Genomic DNA, 25,605 nt, shown 5'->3' with positions numbered 1-25,605 from the left:
TGGACGCGCGCGCCGTCTCTGCCTAAGAAGGGTTATGCGCCCAATGGACGGTCCCCCGATGAAGCCAGAGAAAGCACGCAGTCTGCATGAGACGCTGCTGACGAAATTTCATGGCTTCATCGTCAGCCAGGAATGGCCACCGGGCTTTCAGCTGCCCTTTGAAACCGATCTGGCCGAAGCGCACGGCGTGTCGCGGATGACGATGAATAAGGTGCTGACGCAGCTGACCCGCGAGGGCTATCTGGTGCGGCGGCGCAAGCTGGGCACCTTTGTCGCACAGCCACGCGCGCAATCGGCGGTGATGGAGATCACCGATATCGAGGCCGAAGTAAGGGCGCTCGGCCTGGCCTGGCGGTTCCAGCTGATGTCACGGGCGCTGCGCCCGGCGGTGGAAGGCGAGATGCGTGAAGCGCGGATTTCTGACGCTGCGGCGCCGGTTCTGGCGTTGCGCGGGCTGCATTTCGCGGGCGATCTGCCCTTTTGTCTGGAAGAGCGGATCATCAACCCCGCAGCCGCCCCGGCTGCACTGGACCAGGATTTCAGCCATGAGGCGCCGGGGCACTGGCTGCGGCTGGAAATTCCCTGGACTTCGGCGGAGAACCGGATCCGGGCGGTCAATGCATCCGAAGCGCTGGCGCGCGATCTGCACCTGCCTGCGGGAGAGGCCTGTCTGGAACTGACGCGGCGGACGGAGCTTTCCGGCCAATGGGTGACGCTGGTGCGGCAAAGCTATCCGGGAGAACGCCACCAGCTGATGGCTCAGTTCGAACCGCGCGCCGACGATTCCCGCCCGGGCTGAGTAAAGCGGACCGCGATGGCCAGGGTTCCGGCCAGCGTGCTGATCAGATCTGGCCGCTGAGTGAAATCCACAAGGTCCAGCCGCTGCAACCCGCCCGCCGGCGCGAGCAACAGCGCCAGGTCGAAAGCATGTTCCACCGGCAGCGCGCCCTTGCTGACCTCGGCCTGCAAGGGACGACGGCACATGACGTTGAAATCCAGCAGCGCAGGACCGATCAGCCGTGCCGAGACCGGGGCCTCGCCTGAAAACGCAAAGGGCGGGCTGGTCTCGTCAAGCCGGTGGTCGCCTTGCGGGCTGGACAGCACCATTGGCCCGCCTTCGATCACCGTGATCACGCGGTCAATGCCGGGAAATTCGGAAAACGGCCCGTCAGACGCCACCCAGGCGGTAGAGACCCGCCAGATAAACGTCTCTGACCCGGCAGAAAGGGGCGAAATGGCGATCTCTGCCGTCTGCCCACCGCCATTCTTCCAGGGCCGGAAGCTTCGGCCTTCGGCAGGATAAATCCCCCTCACTTCAATATGCCTGGCAGGCGCAGACCATGCAGTCGGGCGCAGTCTTTCGCCAGCTCATACCCCGCATCGGCATGGCGCATCACACCCGAGGCAGGGTCATTCCACAACACGCGCTCCAGCCGTTTCGCGGCCTCGGGCGTGCCATCCGCGACGATAACCACGCCCGCATGCTGGCTGAACCCCATTCCCACGCCACCGCCGTGATGGATCGACACCCAGGTTGCGCCCGAAGCGGTATTGGTCAGCGCGTTCAGCAGCGGCCAGTCCGAGACGGCGTCCGACCCGTCGATCATGCCCTCTGTCTCGCGGTTCGGGCTGGCGACCGAGCCGCTGTCCAGATGATCGCGCCCGATCACAATGGGCGCCTTCAGCTCTCCGCCAGCCACCATTTCGTTGAACATCAGTCCGGCACGATGCCGGTCGCCAAGGCCAATCCAGCAGATCCGGGCGGGAAGGCCCTGAAACGCGATCCGCTCGGAGGCCATATCCAGCCAGCGATGCAGGTGCCTGTTTTCCGGAAAGAGCCGCTTCATCGCCGCATCGGTTTTCGCGATATCCTCATGGTCGCCCGAAAGCGCCGCCCAGCGGAAAGGGCCGATGCCTTCGCAGAACAAAGGCCGGATACAGGCGGGCACGAAACCGGGAAAGGCGAAGGCGCGCGCGAACCCTTCTTCTTTGGCCATCTGTCTGATATTATTGCCGTAATCGACCGTGGGCACACCGGCATCATGGAAACCGGTCATCGCCTCGACATGCGCCCGCATCGAGGCCCGCGCGGCGCGCTCGACGCCAGCCGGATCGCTTTCCTGCCGTACGCGCCATTCGCCAACGCTCCAGCCGGCGGGGCAATAGCCATGCACGGGATCATGGGCCGAAGTCTGGTCGGTCACGATATCGGGGCCGCCATTCGGCAGCGCCTCACCGGCCAGCTTGCGGCGCAGCAGTTCGGGGAAGATTTCAGCGGCATTGCCCAGAAGGCCCACCGATTTCGCCTCGCCCTTTGCGGTCCAATCCGCGATCAGGGCCAGCGCCTCATCCAGCGTGCGCGCTTTCGCATCGACATATTTCGTGCGGATGCGGAAATCGATCCGCGTCTCATCGACCTCGACCGCAAGGCACGACGCGCCTGCGAAAACCGCCGCCAGCGGCTGTGCGCCGCCCATACCGCCAAGCCCGCCGGTCAGCACCCATTTCCCGGTCAGATCGCCATTGTAATGCTGGCGCCCCATTTCGGCGAAGGTCTCGTAGGTGCCCTGAACGATGCCCTGCGCGCCGATATAGATCCAGGATCCGGCCGTCATCTGGCCATACATCATCAGGCCCTTGCGATCGAGCTCGTTGAAATGCTCCCAGGTGGCCCAGCGGGGGACGAGGTTGGAATTCGCGATCAGCACGCGCGGTGCGTCCGTATGGGTGCGGACGATGGAAACCGGCTTGCCCGACTGCACCAGAAGAGTCTCATCCGCTTCCAGATCGCGCAGCGCGTCGACGATCAGGTCGAAATCCTCCCAGCTGCGGGCGGCCCGACCGATGCCGCCATAAACCACCAGCTCATGCGGGTTCTCGGCCACATCCGGATGCAGATTGTTCATCAGCATCCTGAGCGCGGCTTCGGCGCCCCAGGTCTTGCAGCTGATCTCCGGCCCGGTCGGCGGGTAGATGTCGCGGGTGTTATGGCGGGTCATGGTCATGGCGGGAACCTCTCAGCGATTGGCCAAAGCGGGCGCGAGTTCGGCAAGTTTTTTGAGTATTTGTGCCAGGGTGAGACGCAAATGGGCGGCTTTCTGTGGATCCGTTGCGAAGGGGGGCGTTTCGGTCGCGAGATAGCTGCTTTGCGCCAGTTCCATCTGGATCGCGTGAACACCTGACGCGGGCTCGCCATAATGGCGCGTGGTCCAGCCGCCGCGAAAGCGCCCGTTCAGCACCCAGGAATGGCCCGAGGCCCGGGCGATATCAACCACTGCCGCCTCGAGTTCCGGCGCACAGGTCACGCCGCCATCTGTTCCGATGTTCAGATCAGGCAGAACGCCGTCGAAAAGCCAGGGGATTTGCGAGCGGATCGAGTGGCAGTCATAGACAATCGCCACGCCATGCAGCGCCTTAACCCGATCGATTTCAGCCAGAAGTGCTGCGTGATAGGGGCGATGCACGGTTTCCAGCCAATGGCCGGTGTCGGTGGCGGCTGGACCGGCCCCTTCGCGCCAGATCGGGGTGTTGTCAAAGGTGGTCTCGGGAATAAGCCCGGTTGTGGTCTGGCCGGGATAGAGGCTGTTGCCATGCGGATCACGGTTCAGATCGATCACATAGCGCGAATGATTGCCGGTGATCGTGGTCAGGCCCGGGATCAGATCAGAATAGAGATGCTGAATATGCCAGTCGGTATCGCGGCTGAGCCGACCCTCGTCATTCAGGCGCTGACCAACCTCATGCGGGTAGGAAAACCCGGCATGGGGAAAGCCAAGAATGATCGGACTGTTGCCCTTTCGGAGGGTGAACGGGTCCATCAGCCCACCTCCGGCAAGAGGCCGGCCCCGGCGAGGTCGAGCTCGCCGCTGGCGATCAGCTCGCCCGCCGCCTCCATATCGGTTCCCATGAAACGGTCGGTTTCAAGCACCGGAATGCGCGCCCGGATGGCTTCGATTGCGGCTTCAAGCCGGGGCGAGGATTTCAGCGGCCCGCGCAGATGCACGCCCTGGGCTGCGATCATCGCTTCGGTGCCGATGATCCAGAACAGGTTCTGCGTCATGGCGAGCAACCTGCGCGCGCCGTGGCAGGCCATCGAGACGTGATCCTCCTGATTGGCGGAGGTGGGTGTGGAATCGACGCTTGCCGGATGTGACATCTGTTTGTTTTCGCTCATTAAAGCGGCGGTCGTGACTTCGGCGATCATCATGCCGGAATTCAGCCCCGGCTTCGGTGTCAGAAAGCCCGGCAGCCCGTATGACAGCGCAGGATCGACCAGCAGCGCGACGCGGCGCTGCGCGATTGCACCGATCTCGGCCACAGTCAGCGCGATCATATCGGCGGCAAAGGCCACTGGTTCCGCATGGAAATTGCCGCCTGAGACCACCTGGCCATCCGAGAGGATCAGCGGGTTGTCGGTGGCGGCATTGGCCTCGATCTCAAGCGTCCGCGCCGCCTGGCGCAGTACGTCAAGTGCGGCGCCCGCGACCTGGGGGTGACAGCGGATGCAATAGGGGTCCTGGACCCGTTCATCCCCCTCTACATGGCTGTTGCGGATCTGACTGCCCTCAAGCAATTCGCGCAGCGCGCGGGCGACATCGATCTGGCCCTGATGGCCGCGCAGGGTGTGGATTTCTTCGGCAAATGGCGCGGTCGATCCCATTGCTGCATCGGTCGACAGCGCACCGGTGATGATCGCGGCCCGCAGCGCGCGCTCGGCCCGGAAAAGCCCCGCCAGCGCGAGCGCGGTCGAGACTTGCGTGCCGTTGATCAGTGCGAGCCCCTCTTTCGCGGCAAGCGTGACCGGTTTCAGCCCGGCACGTGCGAGGGCCTCGGTGCCCGAAAGGCGCTCACCCCGGTAAAATGCTTCACCCTCGCCGATCATAACCGCAGCCATATGCGCCAGCGGCGCCAGATCGCCCGAGGCCCCGACCGAACCCTTTTCTGGGATCACCGGGATTACGTTTTCAGCCAGCATAGCGCCCAAAAGCGCCACGACCTCGGGGCGCGTACCCGACGCGCCGCGCCCAAGTGACATCAGTTTCAGCGTCATGATCAGCCGCACCACGGGCTCGGTCAGAGGCGCGCCCACCCCACAGCAATGCGACAGGATCAGGTTTCTTTGCAGGGTGGCGACATCGCGCGCCTCGATGCGGATCGAGGCCAGTTTGCCAAAGCCGGTATTGACGCCATAGACCGCCTCATTGCCGGCAGCGACTTCGGCGATCCGCGCCGCCGCGCGTCTGATGCCGGCATCTGCGACCGGATCGAGGCGGGGGGTGATCCCCTCCCACCAGATCCGCCGCAGGAGGGAGAGCGGCACCTCGCCCGGAATCAGGCTTTGGGGGATGAGGGTCTCAGTCATTGCAGGTCTCCCTGGAAGATGCGGGCATGAAGCGGATTGAAGCCGATCCGCGCCACCAGCTGCGCGGGGCGCGTGACATCCCAAAGCGCCAGATCGGCAGAAAGCCCGGGCCTGAGGCGCCCGGTCTCGGCGCTCAGACCAAGCGCGCTTGCGGCATTGGCGGTCACCGCCATCAGGCATTCGGCGACGGTGAGGCGAAACAGCGTCGCGCCCATATTCATCACCATTAGGATCGAGGTCAGCGGCGAAGTGCCCGGATTGCAATCGGTTGAAAGCGCCATCGGCACGCCATGATCGCGAAAGGCCCGGACCGGCGGCATCACCGTTTCGCGCAACATGTAAAAGGCACCCGGCAGCAAGGTGGCCACCATGCCCGAGGCCGCCATAAGGCGCGCATCTTCCGCTGTCGCATGTTCCAGATGGTCGGCGGAAAGGGCGTTGTAGCGCGCGGCAAAGGCGGTGCCGCCCTGATGGCTCAGCTGTTCCGAATGTATCTTAACCGGCAGGCCGAGGGCGCGGGCTACATCAAAAAGCGGCTCTAACTCGGCCTGGCTGAAGGCAATCCCCTCGCAAAAGGCGTCAACGGCATCGACCAGGCCCTCTGCCCGGGCGGCCTTAAGCCCGGCAATCGCGACCTCGTCGATATAGGCATCGGCGCGACCGGCATATTCCGGCGGGAGGGCATGTGCTGCGAGCCAGGTCGTTCTGATCCGCACCGGCCGGATCTGCGCCAGCTGCCGCGCGGCACGCAGCATGTTCAGCTCGGCCTCGACCGACAGGCCATAGCCGGATTTGATCTCGACTGTTGAGACCCCCTCGGCCAGCAGATGATCCAGGCGCGGCAGGCTTGCCGTGATCAGCGCATCGACGGACATGGCGCGGGTGGCCGCCATCGAGGCTTTGATCCCGCCGCCCTGACGCGCGATCTCCTCATAAGGAACCCCGTCGAGCCGCATCTCGAATTCATTGGCGCGGTCGCCGCCGAAGACCAGATGCGTGTGGCAGTCAATCGGTGCCGGCGTCATCAGCCGCCCGCCACAATCGACGATCCGCCGCCCGTCACGCGGCAGCGCCCGGCCAAGCGCGGTGATGCGGGTGCCGGTCACTTCCAGCTCAAGCGCGCCGGGTTCAGGGTCGCGCGCAACCTCGCCGTCGCAGGTGACGATCCGCGCATTGGTGTAGAGCGTGGCGTCCATCTGTGTCTCCCTGTGCAAAGGAAGGGGCCGCTATGGGCTTTTCTCTTCCCCTGGATCTCTTTCAGGTATATACATAATGAGATGAAAAGGGAAGCGGTTTCTCGGACCGGGCAGGAGGGGTGAATGGCGATCCATGCAAAACAGGCTTTGCTGCCGGGCGGCTGGGCCGAGGATGTCCGGCTGACGACGGCGGCGGGGCGGATCGTAACGGTCGAAAGCCAGGTGGCGGCGCGGCCAGGTGATCACAGTGCGGAGATTCTGGTGCCCGGCATGCCCAACCTCCACAGCCATGCGTTTCAGCGCGGGTTTTCGGGGTTAACGGAACGTCGTGGCGCCGGTCCGGACAGTTTCTGGACCTGGCGCGAGATGATGTACCGTTTCGCCCTCAGCCTGACCCCGGATCAGATGCAGGCCATCGCGGCCATGGCCTTTGTCGAGATGCTCGAGGCGGGCTACACCCGGCTGGGAGAGTTCCATTACCTGCATCATGCGCCGGACGGCCGCCCCTATTCCGACCCTGCCGAGATGTCGGGCCGGATCTTCGCGGCAGCACGGGATACCGGCATCGCGCTGACCCATCTGCCGGTCTTCTACGCGCATGGTGGCTTTGGCCAGACCCCGGCGGGCGAGGGGCAAAGGCGCTTTCTGCACAGCTATGACGCTTTCGCGCGGCTGGTTGAACATTGTGAGACCCTGAGACGGGAACAGGATCGGGTGGGCATCGCGCCGCATAGCCTGCGCGCGGCAAGCATGGCTGAAATCCGGCAGCTGGCGGCAGATTTCCCGGATCGCCCCTTCCATATCCATATCGCCGAACAGGTGAAGGAAGTTGAGGATTGCCTTGGCTTTTGCGGCGCGCGCCCGGTGGAATATCTGCTGGATCAGGCGCCGGTCGATCCCTCCTGGTGTCTGATTCATGCGACACATCTGACCAGCGCCGAGACCAGGGCGATTGCGGCTTCGGGTGCGGTTGTTGGCCTTTGCCCACTGACCGAGGCCAATCTGGGCGATGGGATCTTTCCGGGATCGGATTATCAGACTTCGGGGGGCGCCTGGGGGATCGGCACTGACAGCAATGTCGAGATCACCGTCGCGGGGGAACTGAAACAGCTGGAATACTCGCAAAGACTGGCTTCGCGGGCACGCAATGTTATGACCGCTGGCGGCTCAGTTGGCGCTGCCCTTTTTGCAGCGGCAATAAGGGGAGGGGCGCAGGCGCTGTCAGCTGCGAAGCCGCAGATCGCGCCGGGCGCAGATGCGGATCTTGTGGCCCTGACCGATCCGCTGGGGCCGGGTTTTGCCACGGAACAGATCATGGATCGCTGGATCTTTGGTCGAGACCTGAGGGTCGCTGATGTCTGGGCGTTTGGCGCTCATGTTGTGCAGGGCGGGGAACATATTTTGCGCGGCCCCGTTGCAGCGGCATATGCATCAGCGCTGCGCGCGGTCCTGGCCTGACCTTGTCACAGGCTGCTGTGATGCGGGTCACGGGATGAACAGCGACTGACGGGTGATCGTTCCGATGCTCAGCCCCAATGTCCGGCCAACGGATTGCACGAAACTGCCCGCGAAATCATAGCTGGCTGCGATGACAATAATCCTGTCCGGACCCTGAGGCGGGCTGCACGAGATAAGCGTGAAATTCTCGGGATGCAGAAGCAGGCTGGCATTGACGAGAATTGGGACGGCGTCGCGTTCAAGGGTCGCGCAGAGCTGGTTCGCTTCGGGCCGGCCTGTATAGCGGTAGGAATAGCGGGCAAGTTCGTGCACGACCTGCTGCAGATCACTGGCTGCAGAAATATACATGCTGATAAAGACGATAAGGAAAATCAGCGCCAGCACGAGCGGGAAGATGATCACGAATTCCGTCGTCACCGCAGCGTCTGAGCGGAGGAAAAATCTCAGCAACGGGCGACCGGTCATAGCAGGTTCCCAGAAATTGCGATCTAGATCAATGTCTTATTCGGTGCAGAACCGAATTGGCTGCGCCTGATTGGACATATTGCATCCTCCGGGATTGCAGCCCTTCGCCCGTGGCTCCGGGCATTTGCGCAGCCCGTCTCCGTCGCGCGGGCCCTGCACGTGGATGCTGTGCTGAGCACCCGGATGCCCCCGATGATGCCCTGATCCAAAATTGCTCCTGCGCCCTCTAAACCCATTTCAGCGAATATGCTCAGGCGCGCGGGAGCGGACGCGGGCAAAACCCGCATTTCTTTCCGACGTCCCGCGGTTGCAGTTCCGCGGGCAGTTGGCATCTCGACAACATGCATGTCCTCGCGGCGCAATCCGGGAGTGGCAGGGAAATAGCGGATCCTGCAGCGATTGGCGTTGTCGATTAAGTGGCTGCCACGCGCGACGTGACAGGAAAGCATTGCTCCGGCGGCCATGCCCTCCTGGCGATCCGATATGTGCGCAAGTGGTGTCTTGGTATATGCGGCGAGCATTGCATCGGCGAGGTACAACGGTTTGCGCATGACCCACCCCCATCTGATTTCGGAATGATGCCGCCGCAGCGGCTGTGTGCGCTGCTCTTTTCACCCGGCGTGATTGTAGGGAGCAGCCTGCAGGCCACCGCCTGTTCTAACCCGCTGCCCCTATCCGTCTCGCCCCGCGCCAACCGCGATGAGCGGAACCGGGCCCCGATCAGGGAATGCGCTTTCAGCCGGGGAAAGCTTCGGATCGATTGACGCATGTCGCTGCGGTTGGCGCTCAGGCTGTTGCCGCGATCCTCGCTGTTGCTGCGAGAAACCTCTTCGATCCGGATCTGAAGCTTGACCTGAGCACCGGTCACGGCTTCGCGCAGGTTCACGATGGTGGAATTGTCGCCCGACAGCATTGCGACAATGACCCCCGCGCCATCAGATATCGAAGTGGATCCGACTTTGCGCCCGGCTATATATAGACAGCGCATTTCCGGCAGGTCGGGTACGTCAATCGAAGGGTCTGACAGGAAAACCGCCGAGCCGGGTTTTTCAGGCTTTATGAGTTTTGCGCCCGAAACATTGGGGCTCAGCCTGCCGGACCCGACCTCATGAGAACTCGCGACAAAGGCGGCCGGCGCCATCAGGCGATCGACCGGCAGATTTCCTGAAAAGAAAGGCAGCATCGGAATCGCTTTCATGCACCTCGGGCAGCCCCATTCTGCGCGGCACAGCTTTATAGAATGTCAACGTCGCCAGGGGTATTGGCGGTCCGGTCCGGCAAGAAACGCGTCAACTTTTGTGAAAGATGTTTGGCTTAAGGTCTCTTCAGCCGGCTGTGCCTCGCCGGAAAAGGACGAAGCGCGCTACTTCGAGCGCGCGGCAGAAGGGAAGCCTGCTTTGATCAACACTTTGTTAAGCCTAGAAAATCCTATGATGATCCGGGTAAGTTGGGATACCAGGATAAGGCCGGCCTAAGCCACGCCGCCCTGAAGACGCAGCGCGGCTGTCTCATCTGTCAGCAGGTGGCCGTACCCGGGCGGAGGCTGTCAGGCGAGAAGCGCGCCAAGTGCCGCCAGCACCTGGTCTCCGTCTTCCGCCGTCCCGGTCGAAACCCGAAGCCAGTGCTCATAACCCTTCTGTTTCCAGGGTTTCACGATGATGCCGCGATCAAGCAGCCCCTCAGCAACCAGACTGGCAGGCCGCCCGCAATCGACAAAGAGAAAATTGCCGCGCGAGGCCAGGACCCGCAGCCCCAGTGACCGGAGCGCCTTTGCCATACGATCACGTTCCAGCACAGCGAGGCTGACGGCCTGGTGCATCGCGCCGGGATGATCCAGCGCGGACCGCGCCGCGATCTGCGCCAGGAGATTCGTATTGAATGGCGTGCGGGCAAGATCAAAGCCGCGCTTCAGTTCGGCGGTGTTGGTCATGGCATAGCCGATCCGCAAACCCGCAAGCCCCCAGGCCTTGGAAAAGGTCCGCAGGATCACCAGTGCGCCGGGATGGGTGGCAAGCCAGGGCGCGCCGCTGGCATAATCCGGCCCGTCACCGGGGGCCGAGGCATATTCGTGATAGGCCTCATCCAGACAGGTAATCGCGTCGGGATGGACAGCCGCTAGCACCGAACGCAGCCCGACAGCGTCAAGCCAGAGGCCGGCCGGGTTCATCGGATTGGCGAAAAGCACAAGGCGCACCGGCCGTGACACAGCCGCAAGCAGGGCTGGCAGGTCGATCTCTCCCGCTGCGGTCAGCCCAATTCGCGTGACTTTCGCACCCATGGCCAGCGCATAATCCTCATGCAGCGGGAAGGAGGGAAACAGCGTCACCACCTCGTCCCCGGGCCGCAGAACCGCGCGGGCCAGCACCGCCAGCAGATCCTCAGAGCCGTTTCCAAGGGTAAAATACTCTGGATTGAACCCGTGAAACGCTGCCAGCGCGGCGATCAGATCGCGCCCCTCCGGATCGGGATAGGCCCCGATGCGGGCCGCCGCTTCACGAACAGCCGTGATCACCTCGGGTGCCGGGCCGGCGGGATTTTCATTCGAACCCAGCTTTGCCACCCGGGTCACACCGGGGCGCGACGCGACTGCGGCCGGGGTCAGCCCGGCATTATAGGGGCTGAGCGCAGCCAGCTCGGGGCGCAGAAGCGGGGCAGATCCGGTCATGGAGCCTCAGGGGAAAGCGGAGAGCGAGGGCGGTTGACAGCCAGGCCGAAGCTATGTCTCTTGTATATACATGTAAAGAGTGCCGTCTGCTGTTCTCTCTTCCGGCCAGGATCGTTAATCTTGCCGGCAATGAAAGGAAGCCCGCCATGCATACCGCGTCCAGTGTCAACGCGCTCTTCTCTCTTGCCGGCCGCCGTGCCCTTGTGACTGGCGCCAGCCGGGGACTTGGCCAGGCCATGGCATTGGGTCTGGCGAAAGCGGGGGCGGATCTGGTGATTTCCGCCCGCAGCGTCAATGCGCTTGAGGAGACCGTCGGGCTGATCCGTGACGCCGGCGGCACGGTCACCGCGCTTGCTTTGGATCAGCGTGAGGTTCGTGGCATCGAACCCGCGCTTGCAGGCCAGGGGGATATCGACATCCTGGTGAACAATGCCGGGGTCGAGGAAATCCGTCCCTCGACCGAAGTGAGCGAGGCGCTTTGGGACAAGATCGTTGATACCAATCTCAAAGGCGCATTTTTCACCACCCAGGCGGTGGCGAAGGGCATGCTGGAGCGCGGGCGCGGTGCGGTCATTAACCTTTGTTCGCTGACCTCTTATGTGGGCGTGCCGACCGCCACGCCTTACGGATCGTCGAAATCGGGGCTTTTGGGCATGACGCGGGCGCTGTCATCGGAATGGGCGGCGCGCGGCGTAAGGGTCAATGCCATCGCGCCGGGCTATTTCCGCACCGAGATGACGGAAGTGTTCTACCAGAACGAGGCCTGGGCGGGAGCGATGCTCGACAAGATCCCGCAGCGCCGCTTTGGCGAAGGCGCCGATCTGATCGGCGCGGTGATTTTCCTCGCCTCGGACGCTTCGGCCTATATCACCGGGCAATGTATCGGTATTGACGGCGGGTATCTGGCCTCGATCTGAGCCATCTGCCTGAAATACAGGCGTGATGCTGTAAAATCCGGGCCGAAACCCTTGTCAGGTATATACCTTATACCGGTCAAGGGAAAGAAAGACAGCGGAAGGCGCGATGCGATGGGTGAGGACCTACGGAAATGTCAGGCAGGAGCAACGCAGAAATGAGCGCTACGGGCTCGTCTGACGCCGTGGTGGCGCGGAATGTGGATATGGATTTCGGCACCGGCGCATTGGCGGTGAAACAGGCCGGGTTCAGCCTTGCGCGCGGGCGGTTCCTGACCATTCTCGGCCCGTCGGGATCGGGGAAGACCACACTCTTGCGGATGATTGCGGGCTTTCAGACGCCGACGCGTGGCGAGATCCTGATCGGCGGCAAGCCGGCGGATGCGGTCGCGCCGCATCGTCGCTCGGTCGGTATGGTGTTTCAGAAACTGGCGCTTTTCCCGCATATGAGTGTCGAGGAAAACGTGGCCTTCCCGCTGAAGATGCGGCGCTTTAACCCGCGTGAGATCCCGGGAAGGGTGGCGCAATATCTGGATCTGGTGCGGCTGGGTGGCTTTGCGAAACGGCGGATCAATGAGCTTTCGGGCGGCCAGCAGCAGCGGGTTGCCATTGCGCGGGCCCTGGTATTCGAGCCGGAGCTTTTGCTGCTGGACGAGCCGCTGGCGGCGCTGGACCGTAAGCTGCGCGAAGAGATGCAGCTGGAATTTCGCCGTATTCAGAAAGAGTTGGGCGTCACCACCATCAATGTGACCCATGATCAGCGCGAGGCGCTGGTGGTCTCGGATGAAATCATCGTGATGGACCAGGGCGAGATCCAGCAACATGCCGCGCCGGTCGAGATGTATCGACACCCCGCGAACCCGTTCGTGGCGCATTTCATCGGCGTGTCGAGTTTTCTGACCGGGCGGCGGACAGAAACGGGTCTGATCGTGAATGGAACCGATTGTGCAGGCCAGGCCGTGGCCGATATCGCGCCGGGTGCCGAGGCGCGGGGGGCGATCCGGGCCGAACAGGTGCGGATCGCGGCGCCTGGCGACGCGCTTTCCGGTTGCGATAGCGTGCTGGAAGGCCAGGTCAGCGATACGATTTTCGAAGGCGAGCGGCTTTTATACTTTGTCACCCTGCCGGCGCTTGCGACCACGATACAGGTTTTTCACCATGATCCGGCAGAACATGCGCCCTATGCGCGGGGTGCAACAGTTTCGGTCGGCTGGACTGCAAGAGACCTGCTGATCTTTCCCGCAAAAGACCGCTAAACAGGCGGCAAGCCATATCAACAAGGAGACCTGAGACATGTCGAACCCTGTTTATCGCCCCAATCGCCGCGCGATTTTGCGCGGAACGGCTGCTGCAGGGGCAGCGGCGCTGATCGGATCGCTGCCGGCGCGGCGGCTGATGGCGCAGGATGCACCGGCAAAACCCGCCGAGATCATCGTGCGGGCCTGGGGTGGGTCCTGGGTAGAGGCGCTGAAGAAAGGCGTCTCTGACCCGTTCACCGCCGCGACCGGCATCCAGGTGCGTCATGACCTGACCGAGGATAACGAGATCCAGCCGAAGGTCTGGGCAGCTGTCGCACAGGGCCGCGTGCCGCCGATCCATATCAACTGGGACACCACCACCAATGCGACGAAATCGGCGCTGCGCGGTGTGACCGAGGATCTGTCAGACCTGGCGAACCTTGCGAATACGACCGACCTGGCAAAGCCGGTGGGCCTCGACGGATATCCGATCGTGAACACCTATGGCTATGTCTATGTGCTGGCCTACCGGCCCGGGGCGTTCCCGGATGGCGCGCCGACCTCGTGGAAGGCGCTGCTGGATCCGAAATTCAAGGGGCGGATCGCGCTTTACAATGACGGGATCGGCTTCCATTTCCCGGCCCAGGTGGCGGGCGGCGGCAAGCTCGAGGATATTCCGGGCAATATGCAGGCGGCCTGGGATTTCATCGCCCAGGTGAAACAGCAGCAGCCGCTTCTGGGCGAAGACCCCGACTTCACCGCCTGGTTCCAGAATGGCGAGATCGACATCGCCTGCACGATTTCGACCAATGCGCGCGAAGCGAAGAAGAATGGTGTCGATCTGGCCTGGACCGTGCCGGAAGAGGGCGCGAAGTTCGACACGGACGGGCTCTGGATTCCGAAAGGCCTGCCCGAGAACGAGCTCTACTGGGCGAAGGAATATATCAATTTTGCCATCTCGAAGGATGCGCAACAGGTCTGGTGTGACGGGCTGGGGCTGCCGGGCGTTGTGCCGGGGCTGACGCCGCCGGAGGATCTGCTGGACGATCCGTCTTACCCGGATACGCCGGAAGAGATGTCGCATCTGATCCGCATCTCGACAAAGGTGCAGGTCGAGAATGAGAGCGAATGGTTCTCGAAGTTCAAAGAGATCATGCAGGGATAACGAGGGGGGCTGACGGCTCTCCCCAGGCCTGAAGGCCAGGGGGCACCGTCAGCGCAGGCCGGGGGGCAAGCCCCCCGGACCCCCCATCCCGCGCCTGCCCGCCGGTGGTTCACCCGGCGGGTGGGGTGACCCTTCCGGATAGAGCCGATGCCGAACCCCTCTCCCGAGTTTCGCTACCCGCTGCACTGGCGCCTGATGGATGCGGTGGAGCGGATTGCCGATCTGGTCTGGCCGCGCCGCCTGTCGCGCCATACCGGCTGGCTGTTCATCGCGCCCGCGCTTTTGCTGGTCGGGCTTTTGGTGCTGGGGCTGATCCAGATCGCCGACGCCTCGCTCCGGACGCTGGACACGTCGACCTTTCTGATGTCGGAGGACTGGTCGACTGAGAATTACCGCAAGGCGCTGGTCTCGTCGACCTATCTGACGGTGGCCTGGCGATCGCTGTCGGCCGCTCTGCTGACCACGGTTCTGACGCTGATCCTGGCGTTTCCCTACGCTTATGCGCTGGTCCGGGTGAAAAAGTCCTGGATCCGCAAGGCGCTGCTGATCACGCTGTTTTTGCCGTTTTTCATCGGCCAGGTGGTGCGCGCCTATGGCTGGCTGATCATCCTCGGGAATTCCGGCATGGTGAATGAGGCAATGTCGCTGGTCGGCGTGGCCCCGATGCGGCTTTTGTTCAATTACGGCGCGGTGGTCTTTGGCCTGGTGCAATATATGCTGCCCTTCGCCGTGCTTCTGCTGGTGCCGGCGCTGACCGCGATCCCGGAAGAGACCGAAACCGCCGCCGGGTCGCTGGGCGCAAGCTGGCCGCGGATACTGTGGCATGTGTTGCTGCCCATGGCGAAGCCGGGGCTGATCGGGGCGGGGCTGGTGGTGTTTACCCTGGCGCTTACCGATTTCGCGGTGCCGGCGATGCTGGGCGGCGGAGGTCAGGATTTCATCGCCAATGCGATCTATGACCAGTTTTTCCGCACCGCCGATCAGGGGCTTGGTTCGGCGCTGGCTTTGATGCTGGTGGCGGCGGGGTCGGTGCTGGTGGGCCTGGTGTTCATGATCTTCGGTGCCGGAACCCTCGCGATGGGAGGCCGCAAATGATGTCCTTCAGCCAGAAAATCACCGTCTGGAGCCTGGTCTGGTTTTCCATCATCACGCTTTCGCTGCCGACGCTGGTGGTGCTGGGGGCGAGCCTGACCGCCGGCAATATGGTCGCCTTCCCGCCGCAAGGGCTGTCGCTGCAATGGTATGAGAAAATCGCGCTGGCCCGCGACCTGCAGCAGGCCTTTCTGCGGTCGCTGATCGTCGCGGGGATCTGCACCCTGGTCGCAGTGCCCGTGGGGACGCTGGCGGGCCTTGCGCTGTCGCGGTTCCGGCTGCGCTTTACCACGGCGATCCAGGTCTATCTGTTGCTGCCCTTCACCGTGCCGCTGATCGGATCTGGGATCGGTCTGATGCTGGTCTTTGGCGAATGGCATGTGCTGGGCAGCCTCTGGCCGGTGGGCGTGGCCTGTGCGGTCATCAACCTTCCCTTCATCATCTGGTCGGTCTCGTCTTCGGCAGTGCTGCTGGATCCGGATCTTGAGCTTGCGGCGCAGAATTGCGGGGCAGGGCGGGTGCAGACCTTCCTTCATGTCACGCTGCCTTCGGTGATGCCGGGCGTGATCACCGGGGGGCTTCTGATGTTCATCCTCGCGATGAACGAATTCCTCGTGAGCCTCCTTCTCACTGATGCCCGCATCGTCACTTTGCCGGTGCTGATCTACAACTCCATCCGCTCGATCATCACGCCTGATCTGGCCGCCGTCTCGGTGGTGTTCATCGCGATTGCGCTGGCGGCGATCTGGCTGCTCGACAAGCTCGTCGGGCTGGAAATCTTTCTTAAATCCAAATGACTATGCGAGAGGGCCTGTCCATGGCTGAGGTCAATTTCAAAATCCTGGCCGATCTGACTTCGGCCGAACGTGAGGCGCTCTTCGCGCGATCCGAGACCGATCTGTCGGGCTTCCTCGACAAGGTTCCCGCGATCATCGAGGCGGTGAAATCGCGCGGCGATGCGGCGCTGGTCGAATTCGGCGTGAGTTTCGACAAGGCCGAAGGGCTGACGGCGGAAAAGCTGAAGGTCACCGAGGCCGAGTTTGACGAGGCCTTCACCCTGGTCGAACCCGAGGTGATCCGCGCGATTGAGCTGGGGATTTCGAACATCCGGTCGTTCCATGAGGAACAACTGCCCGAGCCGATGACGCTGAAGGAAATCCGTCCCGGCGCCTTTGCCGGGGATCGGTTCATCCCCATCGATTCGGTCGCGCTTTATGTGCCGCGGGGCAAGGGTTCCTTCCCGTCCGTGACCATGATGACCGGCGTTCCGGCGGTGGTGGCGGGGGTGCCGAATATCGCGATCTTCACGCCACCGATCCCGGGCGGCAAGGTCGATGCGGCGACCCTGGTGGCGGCACGGCTCGCGGGGGTTAAGACCGTCTATAAGGCCGGCGGTGCTCAGGCGGTTGCTGCGGCGGCCTATGGGACCGAAACCGTGCGGCCCTGCCATAAGATCGTTGGTCCGGGCAGCCCCTGGGTGGTGGCGGCAAAGCGCCTCTTGTCGGGCGTGATCGACCCCGGCCTGCCCGCCGGCCCGTCGGAATCGATCATCTTCGCCGATGACACCGTGCATGGCGGCCTCGCCGCGCTGGATCTGCTGATCGAGGCAGAACATGGGCCCGACAGTTCCGCCTGGCTCGTGACCAATTCCCGCCGCGTCGCCGATGAGGCGCTGGCCGCGCTGCCGGAACACTGGTCGCGGATGAGCGAGCAGCGGGTTGCGTTCTCGAAAGCGGTGCTGTGCGGCACCCATGGCGGCATCCTCGTGACCGGGACCCTGGCCGAGGCCTATGCCTTCATCAATGATTACGCGCCCGAACATCTCCAGCTCCTTTCGGAAAAACCCTTCGAGCATCTGGGCGAGATCACCGCTGCCGCCGAGATCCTGATGGGGCCACATACGCCGGTCTCGATCGGCAATTTCTGCCTCGGTCCGAATGCGGTGCTGCCGACCTCCCGGGGAGCGCGCACTTATGGGCCGCTTTCCGTGACCGATTTCATCCGCCGGTCCTCGGTCGGCTATGTCACGGCAAAGGGATTTCCGGAACTGGCCGAGGCTGCCGGAACGCTGGCGCGCTATGAGGGGTTCGACAATCACGCCAATGCAGTTTCCGACATCCGCAAGCAATATCTGAAAGGCTGAGATATGCGCGCCGTTCGGCTTTATGGCGTAAAGGATCTGCGGGTCGAAGACATCGCTCTGCCGGAGCCTCCCGGCCCGGCAGAGGTGACGCTCAGGGTAACGGCAGCGGGGATCTGCGGATCAGACCTGCATAATTTCGCGACCGGGGCCTGGATCTGGCGCAGCCCTTCGGTTGTGGGGCATGAATTTGCCGGCATGGTTACGGCGGTCGGGGCAGGGGTGCATCATGTTGCCCAAGGCGATACCGTCGCGGTGGACAGCCGCGTGAGCTGCGGCAGCTGTGGCAACTGCCTGGAGGGCCTCAGCCAGATCTGCGAAGACCTTGGATTTCTGGGCGAGGTGATCGATGGCGGCTTCGCGGAATACGTCACTATTCCGGCCAAAAACGTGGTAAAAGCACCCGCCGGTCTGCCGCCGCGCCTGCTTGCGATGGCCGAGCCTCTGGCCGTGGCGCTCCATGCCGCGCGACTTCTGAACGCACCTGCCGGCGCGCCGGTTCTCGTGACGGGCGCCGGTGCCATCGGCGCACTTTCGGCGCTTGTCCTGGCGCATAAAGGCCACCCGGTCAGCATCGTTGATCGCAACCAGATCCGCGCCACGCGTGCAGCGGCGGCTTTCGGTGGCAAGGTCGTGCAGCTTGACGACCTCGGCCCGACCCCCCCTCGCTATGCGATTGACGCGACCGGCAGCCCCGAGGTGATCGACCATCTGATCCGCTCCCTGCGCGGCGGCGGGGCGATTGCGCTGGTGGGGATCGGTGCGCGCCCGCTCAGCCTGAACCCGACGCTGCTGGTGGAACGCGAGATCCGGCTGTCCGGCTGTCATGCTTTCGGGGATGAATTGCCCGAGGCCGTGGCGCTGATCGACCTTATCGGCCCGCAGCTGGAACAGCTGATCGATGCAGAAATCCCGCTCGACGCGGTTCCCGCTGCCTATGCGCGCCATCTTGCGGGTGAAGTGATGGGCGCCAAGACGATTATTCTGCCGGAGATGCAGCCATGACGCTGTCGCGCACTGCCGAAATCCGCGCCACTGCCGCCACCGATCCTGGCCGTGCCGAAGCGATGCTCGCGGCTTTTCTGGATGAGACTTTTGCGATCACGGCCAGCGATGTCCGGATCAATCACGACCAGTATTCGCTGAATTCGCTGAACGGGTTCTTCACCTGCGAAAGGGGCGAATGTTTCTTTAAGTTCCATCAGGAAGAGGGGGAGGAGGATATGCGCGGCGAATATTACCGCGCCGATATTCTCGCCCGCGCCGGTCTGCCGGTGGACCAGCCGATCCTGTCTTCGACCCTGCCGGGCGAGCAGATTCTCGTCTATCGGCGCCGCAGTGACCCGCGTTTTTCAGATGTGCTGCGCGCGCTGGACCTTGTACCCGATGCGCCTGCGATGGCCCGTGCGCTGGCGGCAGAACGCGCGCTGAATGACCATCTGCTGGCGGTGGCAAAGGCCAGCCTGCATGAGATCACGCCGGATCAATCCGCCGCCGAACCGATCCACCGTCTGTTTTCCGAACGCCTGATCGACCCTGCGACCGGCCAATACCCCGGCGGGCGGCTGGCCTCTTTCTATATCGGCCAGGTCTTTGACCTTGCCGGCCAGAATGCCTCCTGGGATGAGATCGCGCTGGCCCGTCCGGTGATCAATGGGGTTGAATATGACCGCCCCCTTGCCGGGCTGTTCGACGCGGCGCTTGCCCGGCTTGCGCCCGCGCGGCTGGCGGATGCAGGCGGCATCGTGGCGCATGGTGACGCCCATAACGCCAATGTCTGGTATGAGCGCGGCGAGACTGCCGATCATCTGGCGTTTTTCGACCCGGCTTTCGCCGGGGAACATGTGCCCGCGCTGCTGGCCGAGGTGAAATCGATCTTCCACAATATCCTCGCCCATCCGCTCTGGCTCTATGACAGCGATATGGTTCCGGGGCGCTGGCAGGTTACGGCGCGGCTGGCGGATGGCTGCCTTTATATCGACAGTGACTGGGCGCCGGGCGTTTTGCGCGACGCGTTGCTGGCGGTAAAGGCCGAAAGCTTCTGGAAGCCCTGGCTCGCGCATCTGGCAGAGCAAGACATGCTGCCCGCGGATTGGGAGGAGGTCTTGCGGCTCGCGCTGTTTCTGTGCCCGACTTTGGTGATGAACCTGCGCGCCGGTGCCGGGCGGCATAACCCGCAAAGCTCGGCCATCGGGCTGTCTCAGGCGATCCTTTGCGGCGCGAGGCCCCTTGCAGGCGAGGACCGGATGGTGCGGTTCTTCGATTCCATCCGTCCGGAGCCGTAACATGTCGCGCGACCGTCGCTACCAGAATGTCGATGATTTCCGCCGCGCCGCCTGCCGCCGCCTGCCGAAGATCTTTGCCGATTACATCGAGGGCGGTGCCTTTTCGGAAACCACGCTGGCCCGCAACCGGATGGGCTTTGACCGCTATGCCCTGTCGCAGCGGGTGCTGCAGGATCTCGCGCCGCAGCCTGATCTGAGCGCGACCTATCTCGGCCGGCGCTGGTCCTTGCCCTTTTTTCCGGGGCCGATCGGTTTTCTCGGGCTTTATCGCCGCGACGGAGATCTGCTGGTCGGGCTCGCGGCAAAAGCGGCGGGGGTGCCGTTCGGGCTTTCGACCTTTTCGATCAAAGGGATCGCCAGCCTTGCGCCTCAGCTGGGCGATAACCTGGCGTTTCAGCTTTATCTCGACCGCGATCCGGCGGTGAATGAAAGCTATCTTGCCGCCTGCCGAGAGGCGGGGGTGGAGACGATCTTCCTGACCGTCGACACCGCCATCACCTCGGTGCGCGAGCGCGATAATCGCAATGGCTTTCGCGCGGTGAAACACATCACGCCGGGTCTGGCCTGGCAATTCGCGAAACGCCCGCGCTGGTCGCTGGACCTGTTGCGCAACGGTTTTCCGGGGGTGGAACTGGTCGAGGGAAGGCCCGAATTCGGGCGCGGCGCGCTGGCCCAGGCCTCGGCCCTGTCGTCGCGGCTCGACAAGCACCTGACCTGGGACAAGGTAAAAGCCCTGCGAGATCTCTGGCCGGGCCGGCTGGTGATCAAGGGGGTTTCTGATCCGCGCGATGGCGAGATCGCGCGGCAAAGCGGGGTCGATGGTGTGGTTCTGTCGAACCATGGCGGACGACAGCTGGATCACGGCCATGCGACGATTTCCCAGGTCGCCGCGATGCGTGCCGCGCTTGGCCCGGGATGCGAGCTTCTGGTGGACAGCGGCTTCCGGCGTGGCAGCGATGTGGTGAAGGCGCTGGCTCTGGGCGCCGATGCGGTGATGATGGGACGGCCCTTTGCCTGGGCGGTCGCGGCCGAGGGCGCCTGGGGCACCGGGCGCCTGTTTTCGCTGCTGGCCGCAGAAATCGGCATCACGCTGCAATTGATGGGGCTGAATTCCGTCGATCAGCTGAAGGCGGCGCCAGCGGGCGATTATATTACCGGCGGCTAAATCAGCAAAACCTGATCAGCCCGCGCCGCGTCGCGCCTCTTCGCGGCCGATGTCGACTGCCTTTTGCTGCAACCAGGCATTCGCGGCGGCTTCACCGTCTTTCGAGCGCCGTGTCCAGAATTCCGGCTCCAGCTCCTTCAGGCGTGCGGCAACCCGGGCCTGACCGGCCGCATCCAGCGGGCGCGCGGCAGGCGCGGCAGGTGCCGCCGCAGCGACTGCCGGAGGGGCGGCGGGCTTTGCGGCCTGGTTTTCCACGCAACCGGCGGCGCCGATGGCACTGGCGCCAAGCAGGCTGATAATTGCGGTTCTGGTTGGGATCAGGGTCATTGAACCACCTCGCTTCACACTACATTCAACCGGTCGGGCCAGAGCGCGGCCTTCTGGCATTTGCCCGAAAGGCCACCATGAAAGCGGCACCGAAAGTGGCGCAACCTGTCATCAGACTGTCATGACGCGGCCTGTCCCGCAATGCGGGGACGCCGCATAGGCCTCACAGTGCCGTCAACAGATTCCTGAGCCGGCAAAGATATTTTCACCCTCCGTGCCGGGGTCTTTGAGATTGTGGCCTGAATGGGGCGTGAATGAGGCAGCGGGTAACAGCGGCTGGTAGCCCGGGCGACCAGGAACACAACAGTTGGCGCGCGAAGGCATATTTCGCGTTCTTCCAGGGGTTGAAAGGCCGGATCTGAGGGTTGCCGAAAAGACCCACTTTGGGGCGAAAGTTGGGAAAAATTGCGGCCAGGCATGTGAAGGACGCCTGATACCTACTGGAAATGAAAGTGAAACCCGGGTATTGAGATCGGCAATAGACGCCGGAAGTGCGTCAATAAAACACGTACAGGCCAAAGAGCCTGGCGGTATGAGGCGGAGTATTAAAATGGTTAAGGCGATTGAATTCGTCGTCCGCGATTCTGCGGGCGGCACCTCTCGCGGTGCGATTGCGGGTGATGCAGGAAACAATTTCATCCAGATGGGTTCGGGCGACGCGGTTTCGCTGAATCTTTCCCGGCAGAGCGTCGCCGGTTATGCGCGCCAGGGCGATAGTCTTGTTCTGACACTGATCGATGGCCGCACGGTTGTGCTTGACGGGTATTTCACCGCAGGCACCGCCAACCAGCTATATCTCTCGCAAAATGGCGAGGTGATCGCGGTTCAGCTTTCGAATGCCGCTGATGGCGGGCTTTACGCCAGCTACGGTCCGGTTGAGGGCTGGGACAAATACTCCAATCTCGATGCGCTGCGTTTCTCGGAGGGCGATGATGTCGCTCTTGCCGGCGGTGCGGTGGATGAGCCGGCTGGCATGGCCATGTTTGCGCCGGGCCTCGTGGGTCTGGGTGGGCTTGGTGCCGGGGCTGCGGGCCTCGGTCTCGCCGGCCTGGCCGTAGCAGGTGGCGGTGGTGGCACTGCAGGCCCGACCGGCCCTGTTGATCCGACTGGCCCCACCGGCCCCGTTGATCCGACCGGCCCCACTGGCCCCGTTGATCCGACCGGCCCCACTGGCCCCGTTGATCCGACCGGCCCCACTGGCCCCGTTGATCCGACCGGCCCCACTGGCCCTGTTGATCCGACCGGCCCCACTGGCCCCGTTGATCCGACTGGCCCCACTGGCCCCGTTGATCCGACCGGCCCCACTGGCCCTGTCGATCCGACCGGCCCCACTGGCCCTGTTGATCCGACCGGCCCCACTGGCCCCGTTGATCCGACTGGCCCCACTGGCCCCGTTGATCCGACCGGCCCAACTGGCCCTGTCGATCCGACTGGCCCCACCGGCCCGGTTGACCCCGAGCGCCGCCCGCCGACCGTCGATCCGAAAGACTCCACCACGGTCATCATCGATACGCCCGACAAGGAGCTCGACGTCTCCGGTACGGGTGAGCCGGGCGATACTGTGACCGTCACCATCGGCACTGTCACCGAAACGACCGTGATCGGGCCAGACGGCACCTGGCATGTCACTTTTCCGGAAACCAACCTGCCGGCCGATGGCAATTATGAGGCCGTGGTCGTCTTCGATCAGACCGATGGCGTGACCACCACGCTGCCGGGCCCGGATTTCATCCTCGATCTGACTCCGCCGGATGTGGACATCACGCAAGGATCGGAATCGGTCGGCCATGTTGAAAACGCAGCCGATTATACCGACGGCGTGCGCATCGGCGGCACGGGTGAGCCCGGCGCCTCGGTGACGGTTGTGATCGAAGGCCACAGCCATTCCACCGTGATTGCGGATGACGGAACCTGGTCGGTGGTGTTCACCACCACCGAGATCCGTACCGGCGAATATACCACCGACATCACCGTGACCGCCCGCGATCCGCTGGGCAATACCACGGTGATCACCGACCGGCTCGTGGTGGATACGGTGCCGAACCCGATCGATTTCGACGCTGTGACCCGCGACAATGTGGTCAATAATGGCGAAAACACCCTCGGCTTCGCTGTGACCGGGACTTCGGTTGCCGGCGCTGTGCTGGTGGTGACGGTTCAGGCCGGCGCGACCAGCTATACCCAGACCGTGACCACCCAGGCGGATGGCACCTGGACGCTGAATATTCCCGCCGGCACCCTGCCGGGCGGCGAGTATAACGCGACCGTCACCGCGACCTCGACCGATGCCGCCGGCAATGGCAGCAGCGAGACCCATACCTTCCGCGTCGACACCCAGGCTTCGGTTGCCTTCAGCGGCACCGTGGCGGGCGACAATATCGTCAACGCCTCGGAATCGCGCAATGTGGTGCTGACCGGCACCGCAGAGCCCGGCTCGGTGGTCTCGGTCTCGTGGCAGGGCTCGACCCTTCCGGCGACGGTCGCCGCGAATGGCACCTGGTCGGTGATCTTCCCGGCGGTCTCGGGCAGCGCTGTGCTGACCGCCACGACTGCAACTGTCACCGCGACCGATGTTTACGGCAATACCGCGACCGACAGCCGCGTGATCTCGATCGACCTTGGCACTTCGGTGGCATTTGATGCGATCCAGGCCGGCGATAACGTGGTTTCGGCGGCCGAGCGTGGCGCCGGCGTCAGCCTAACCGGCACCGCCGAAGCAGGCGCAACCGTGGTGGTTCAGTTCGGTTCGGGCACCCGTACCGTGACGGTCGGCGCGACGGGCACCTGGTCGGCGACCTTTACCGCCGCCGAGATCCCGACCGGCAACGGCCTGGCGCAAACCGCAACCGTCATTTCGACCGATGTGGCCGGCAATGTGGCAACCGCGAGCCATCTGGTGACCATCGATACCCTGGTCAATCCTTTCGCCATCACCGGCAACTCGACCGGGGCCGACAATGTGCTCAACAATGCCGAGGCGGCCTCTGGCCTGACCATCACCGGCAGCGTCGAGGCGGGTTCGCAGGTTCAGGTCAGCTTTGGCGCAAACGGCCCCTATGCCGCAACCGTCACCGGCAGCACCTGGACCGTGATCATCCCGCCCGGCGTGATCCCGCCCGGCGAGACCACTGTCAATGTCGTCGCAGTTGCGGTTGACCGTTATGGCAATACGGCGACCCTGCCGACCGAGACCATCGTGATCGACCGCGTCGTGACCAATTTCGGGGCGGATACCCTGATCAGCGGCGACGGTTACATCAACGCCCATGAACGCCTGAACGGCGTGCCCTTCGGCGGCACGGCAGAGGCTTTCTCGCAGATCGAGATTGTTCTCTCGAACGGTCAGGTCCTGCGCACCGCGTCAGATGCCAGCGGCAACTGGTCTGTCACGATCCCGGCAAGCTATCTGCCGGTTGGTGACGGGGTGTCGATGACTGCGACCGTCACCGCGACCGACCGCGCCGGCAATACCGCCGACCTAGTCCGCAACGTGATCGTGGACACCGAGGCACCGGAAGCCCTTGGCGTGCTGGCCTTCGGCAAGGCGGTCAATACCAATGTGATGACCGAGCTTTACACCACCACCGATGGCGAACATGTCTCGATCTTCAGGGTCGACAGCACCGGTGGGGCAAACGCGCTGACTTTTGAGCTGAACGAAAACGTTCGGCTCAATGTCGGTGGCAGCCGGGTGACCGCTGATCATTACAGCCTTGATCAGGGTGTCAGCGATGGCAGCTACCTGGTGCTGCAAAACACCGATGCGGCTGGCAATGAAAGCTCTACTCTCTTCATCGTCGACAACCGCGGCAGTGTGAATGTGGATCTCAGCCGGATCGGGCTTGCCGGCTTCGATTTCTCGACCATCGACCTCAATGTGGCACCGCAGGCCCGCCTGACGCTGACCAATTCCGATCTGCACGCGCTGACCGGAGGCGACAACGAGCTGGTGATCCGCGGCGACAGCCTGGATCAGGTCAGGCTGCAGCTGACCAACACCACCCCGGTGGACGTCCGCGAGATCGATGGCCAGCACTACAACGTCTATGCGATGGATGGTGGGACCGTCCTGGTGGATCAGGATATCAACACCACCTTCTTCTGATCCGACATCCCGGAAACCACCCGGAGAA

The 25,605-nt window shown here is 63.4% G+C and carries 21 protein-coding genes; 12 read left to right on the top strand and 9 right to left on the bottom strand.

Annotated elements, in window-relative coordinates:
- Positions 1-58 precede the first annotated feature (58 nt).
- Positions 59-799: a UTRA domain-containing protein gene (locus tag BLW25_RS14705; protein ID WP_092902137.1), complete on the top strand. Its 741-nt coding sequence runs from the start codon at positions 59-61 to the stop codon at positions 797-799.
- Here the strand turns inward: BLW25_RS14705 and BLW25_RS14700 are convergent.
- Genes BLW25_RS14700 through hutI form a run of 5 tightly spaced genes read right to left on the bottom strand, consistent with a single transcriptional unit; the run spans position 760 to position 6,558 of the window.
- On the bottom strand, positions 760-1,314 hold the full coding sequence (locus BLW25_RS14700; protein ID WP_092900289.1) for a HutD/Ves family protein: 555 nt from the start codon (positions 1,312-1,314) through the stop codon (positions 760-762). The genes BLW25_RS14705 and BLW25_RS14700 overlap by 40 nt on opposite strands.
- Complete coding sequence (gene hutU / locus BLW25_RS14695) at positions 1,311-3,005, bottom strand: urocanate hydratase (protein ID WP_092900288.1); 1,695 nt, start codon at positions 3,003-3,005, stop codon at positions 1,311-1,313. The genes BLW25_RS14700 and hutU overlap by 4 nt, the downstream gene beginning before the upstream one ends.
- A gap of 12 nt (positions 3,006-3,017) precedes the next feature.
- Entirely contained in the window at positions 3,018-3,818 is an 801-nt protein-coding gene (gene hutG / locus BLW25_RS14690; RefSeq protein ID WP_092900287.1) for an N-formylglutamate deformylase, read from the bottom strand.
- Positions 3,818-5,362 (bottom strand): histidine ammonia-lyase, encoded by a 1,545-nt coding sequence (gene hutH / locus BLW25_RS14685; protein WP_171909566.1) that lies wholly within the window; start codon positions 5,360-5,362, stop codon positions 3,818-3,820. The genes hutG and hutH overlap by 1 nt, the downstream gene beginning before the upstream one ends.
- Positions 5,359-6,558: an imidazolonepropionase gene (hutI, locus tag BLW25_RS14680; protein WP_092900286.1), complete on the bottom strand. Its 1,200-nt coding sequence runs from the start codon at positions 6,556-6,558 to the stop codon at positions 5,359-5,361. The genes hutH and hutI overlap by 4 nt, the downstream gene beginning before the upstream one ends.
- 123 nt (positions 6,559-6,681) lie before the next feature.
- Between hutI and BLW25_RS14675 the strand changes: the two genes are divergently transcribed.
- On the top strand, positions 6,682-8,016 hold the full coding sequence (locus BLW25_RS14675; RefSeq protein WP_092900285.1) for a formimidoylglutamate deiminase: 1,335 nt from the start codon (positions 6,682-6,684) through the stop codon (positions 8,014-8,016).
- A gap of 27 nt (positions 8,017-8,043) precedes the next feature.
- Here the strand turns inward: BLW25_RS14675 and BLW25_RS14670 are convergent, their stop codons facing one another.
- The 3 genes from BLW25_RS14670 to BLW25_RS14660 form a co-directional block, all read right to left on the bottom strand.
- A complete protein-coding gene (locus BLW25_RS14670; RefSeq protein ID WP_092900284.1) occupies positions 8,044-8,481 on the bottom strand; it encodes a TadE/TadG family type IV pilus assembly protein in 438 nt (145 codons plus the stop codon).
- A gap of 412 nt (positions 8,482-8,893) precedes the next feature.
- Complete coding sequence (locus BLW25_RS14665) at positions 8,894-9,679, bottom strand: hypothetical protein (protein WP_143040521.1); 786 nt, start codon at positions 9,677-9,679, stop codon at positions 8,894-8,896.
- Positions 9,680-10,027: 348 nt separating this feature from the next.
- Complete coding sequence (locus BLW25_RS14660) at positions 10,028-11,146, bottom strand: aminotransferase class I/II-fold pyridoxal phosphate-dependent enzyme (protein WP_092900280.1); 1,119 nt, start codon at positions 11,144-11,146, stop codon at positions 10,028-10,030.
- A gap of 146 nt (positions 11,147-11,292) precedes the next feature.
- Between BLW25_RS14660 and BLW25_RS14655 the strand changes: the two genes are divergently transcribed.
- From BLW25_RS14655 to BLW25_RS14615, 9 genes are all read left to right on the top strand, one after another.
- Positions 11,293-12,063 carry a glucose 1-dehydrogenase gene (locus tag BLW25_RS14655; protein ID WP_092900278.1) on the top strand — a complete coding sequence of 257 codons (771 nt, stop codon included), beginning with the start codon at positions 11,293-11,295 and terminating at the stop codon, positions 12,061-12,063.
- Between the two features lie 155 nt (positions 12,064-12,218).
- Entirely contained in the window at positions 12,219-13,316 is a 1,098-nt protein-coding gene (locus BLW25_RS14650; protein WP_253188473.1) for an ABC transporter ATP-binding protein, read from the top strand.
- Positions 13,317-13,353: 37 nt separating this feature from the next.
- Entirely contained in the window at positions 13,354-14,463 is a 1,110-nt protein-coding gene (locus BLW25_RS14645; RefSeq protein WP_092900276.1) for an ABC transporter substrate-binding protein, read from the top strand.
- A 147-nt stretch (positions 14,464-14,610) separates the two neighbouring features.
- Positions 14,611-15,558: an ABC transporter permease gene (locus tag BLW25_RS14640; protein WP_092900275.1), complete on the top strand. Its 948-nt coding sequence runs from the start codon at positions 14,611-14,613 to the stop codon at positions 15,556-15,558.
- Entirely contained in the window at positions 15,555-16,352 is a 798-nt protein-coding gene (locus BLW25_RS14635) for an ABC transporter permease (protein WP_092900274.1), read from the top strand. The genes BLW25_RS14640 and BLW25_RS14635 overlap by 4 nt, the downstream gene beginning before the upstream one ends.
- 20 nt (positions 16,353-16,372) lie before the next feature.
- The gene (gene hisD, locus BLW25_RS14630) at positions 16,373-17,698 is read left to right on the top strand and encodes a histidinol dehydrogenase (RefSeq protein WP_092900273.1); all 1,326 of its coding nucleotides are present in this window, start codon (positions 16,373-16,375) and stop codon (positions 17,696-17,698) included.
- Between the two features lie 3 nt (positions 17,699-17,701).
- Positions 17,702-18,700, top strand: coding sequence for a zinc-dependent alcohol dehydrogenase (locus tag BLW25_RS14625; RefSeq protein WP_092900272.1), 999 nt, complete (start codon positions 17,702-17,704; stop codon positions 18,698-18,700).
- Complete coding sequence (locus BLW25_RS14620; RefSeq protein WP_092900263.1) at positions 18,697-19,980, top strand: hypothetical protein; 1,284 nt, start codon at positions 18,697-18,699, stop codon at positions 19,978-19,980. The genes BLW25_RS14625 and BLW25_RS14620 overlap by 4 nt, the downstream gene beginning before the upstream one ends.
- A 1-nt stretch (position 19,981) precedes the next feature.
- Entirely contained in the window at positions 19,982-21,145 is a 1,164-nt protein-coding gene (locus BLW25_RS14615) for an alpha-hydroxy acid oxidase (protein WP_092900261.1), read from the top strand.
- Positions 21,146-21,160: 15 nt separating this feature from the next.
- Here BLW25_RS14615 and BLW25_RS14610 read toward each other — a convergent pair whose 3' ends face one another.
- A complete protein-coding gene (locus BLW25_RS14610; protein ID WP_092900259.1) occupies positions 21,161-21,472 on the bottom strand; it encodes a hypothetical protein in 312 nt (103 codons plus the stop codon).
- A gap of 550 nt (positions 21,473-22,022) precedes the next feature.
- Between BLW25_RS14610 and BLW25_RS24020 the strand changes: the two genes are divergently transcribed.
- Positions 22,023-25,577 carry an Ig-like domain-containing protein gene (locus BLW25_RS24020; RefSeq protein WP_171909564.1) on the top strand — a complete coding sequence of 1,185 codons (3,555 nt, stop codon included), beginning with the start codon at positions 22,023-22,025 and terminating at the stop codon, positions 25,575-25,577.
- Positions 25,578-25,605 lie beyond the last annotated feature (28 nt).

Origin of the sequence: Rhodobacter sp. 24-YEA-8, assembly GCF_900105075.1 — a bacterium.
Classification (GTDB): domain Bacteria; phylum Pseudomonadota; class Alphaproteobacteria; order Rhodobacterales; family Rhodobacteraceae; genus Pseudogemmobacter.
The sequence above is the reverse complement of the archived record's forward strand: the minus strand, read 5'-3'. Positions and strand labels throughout refer to the sequence as shown.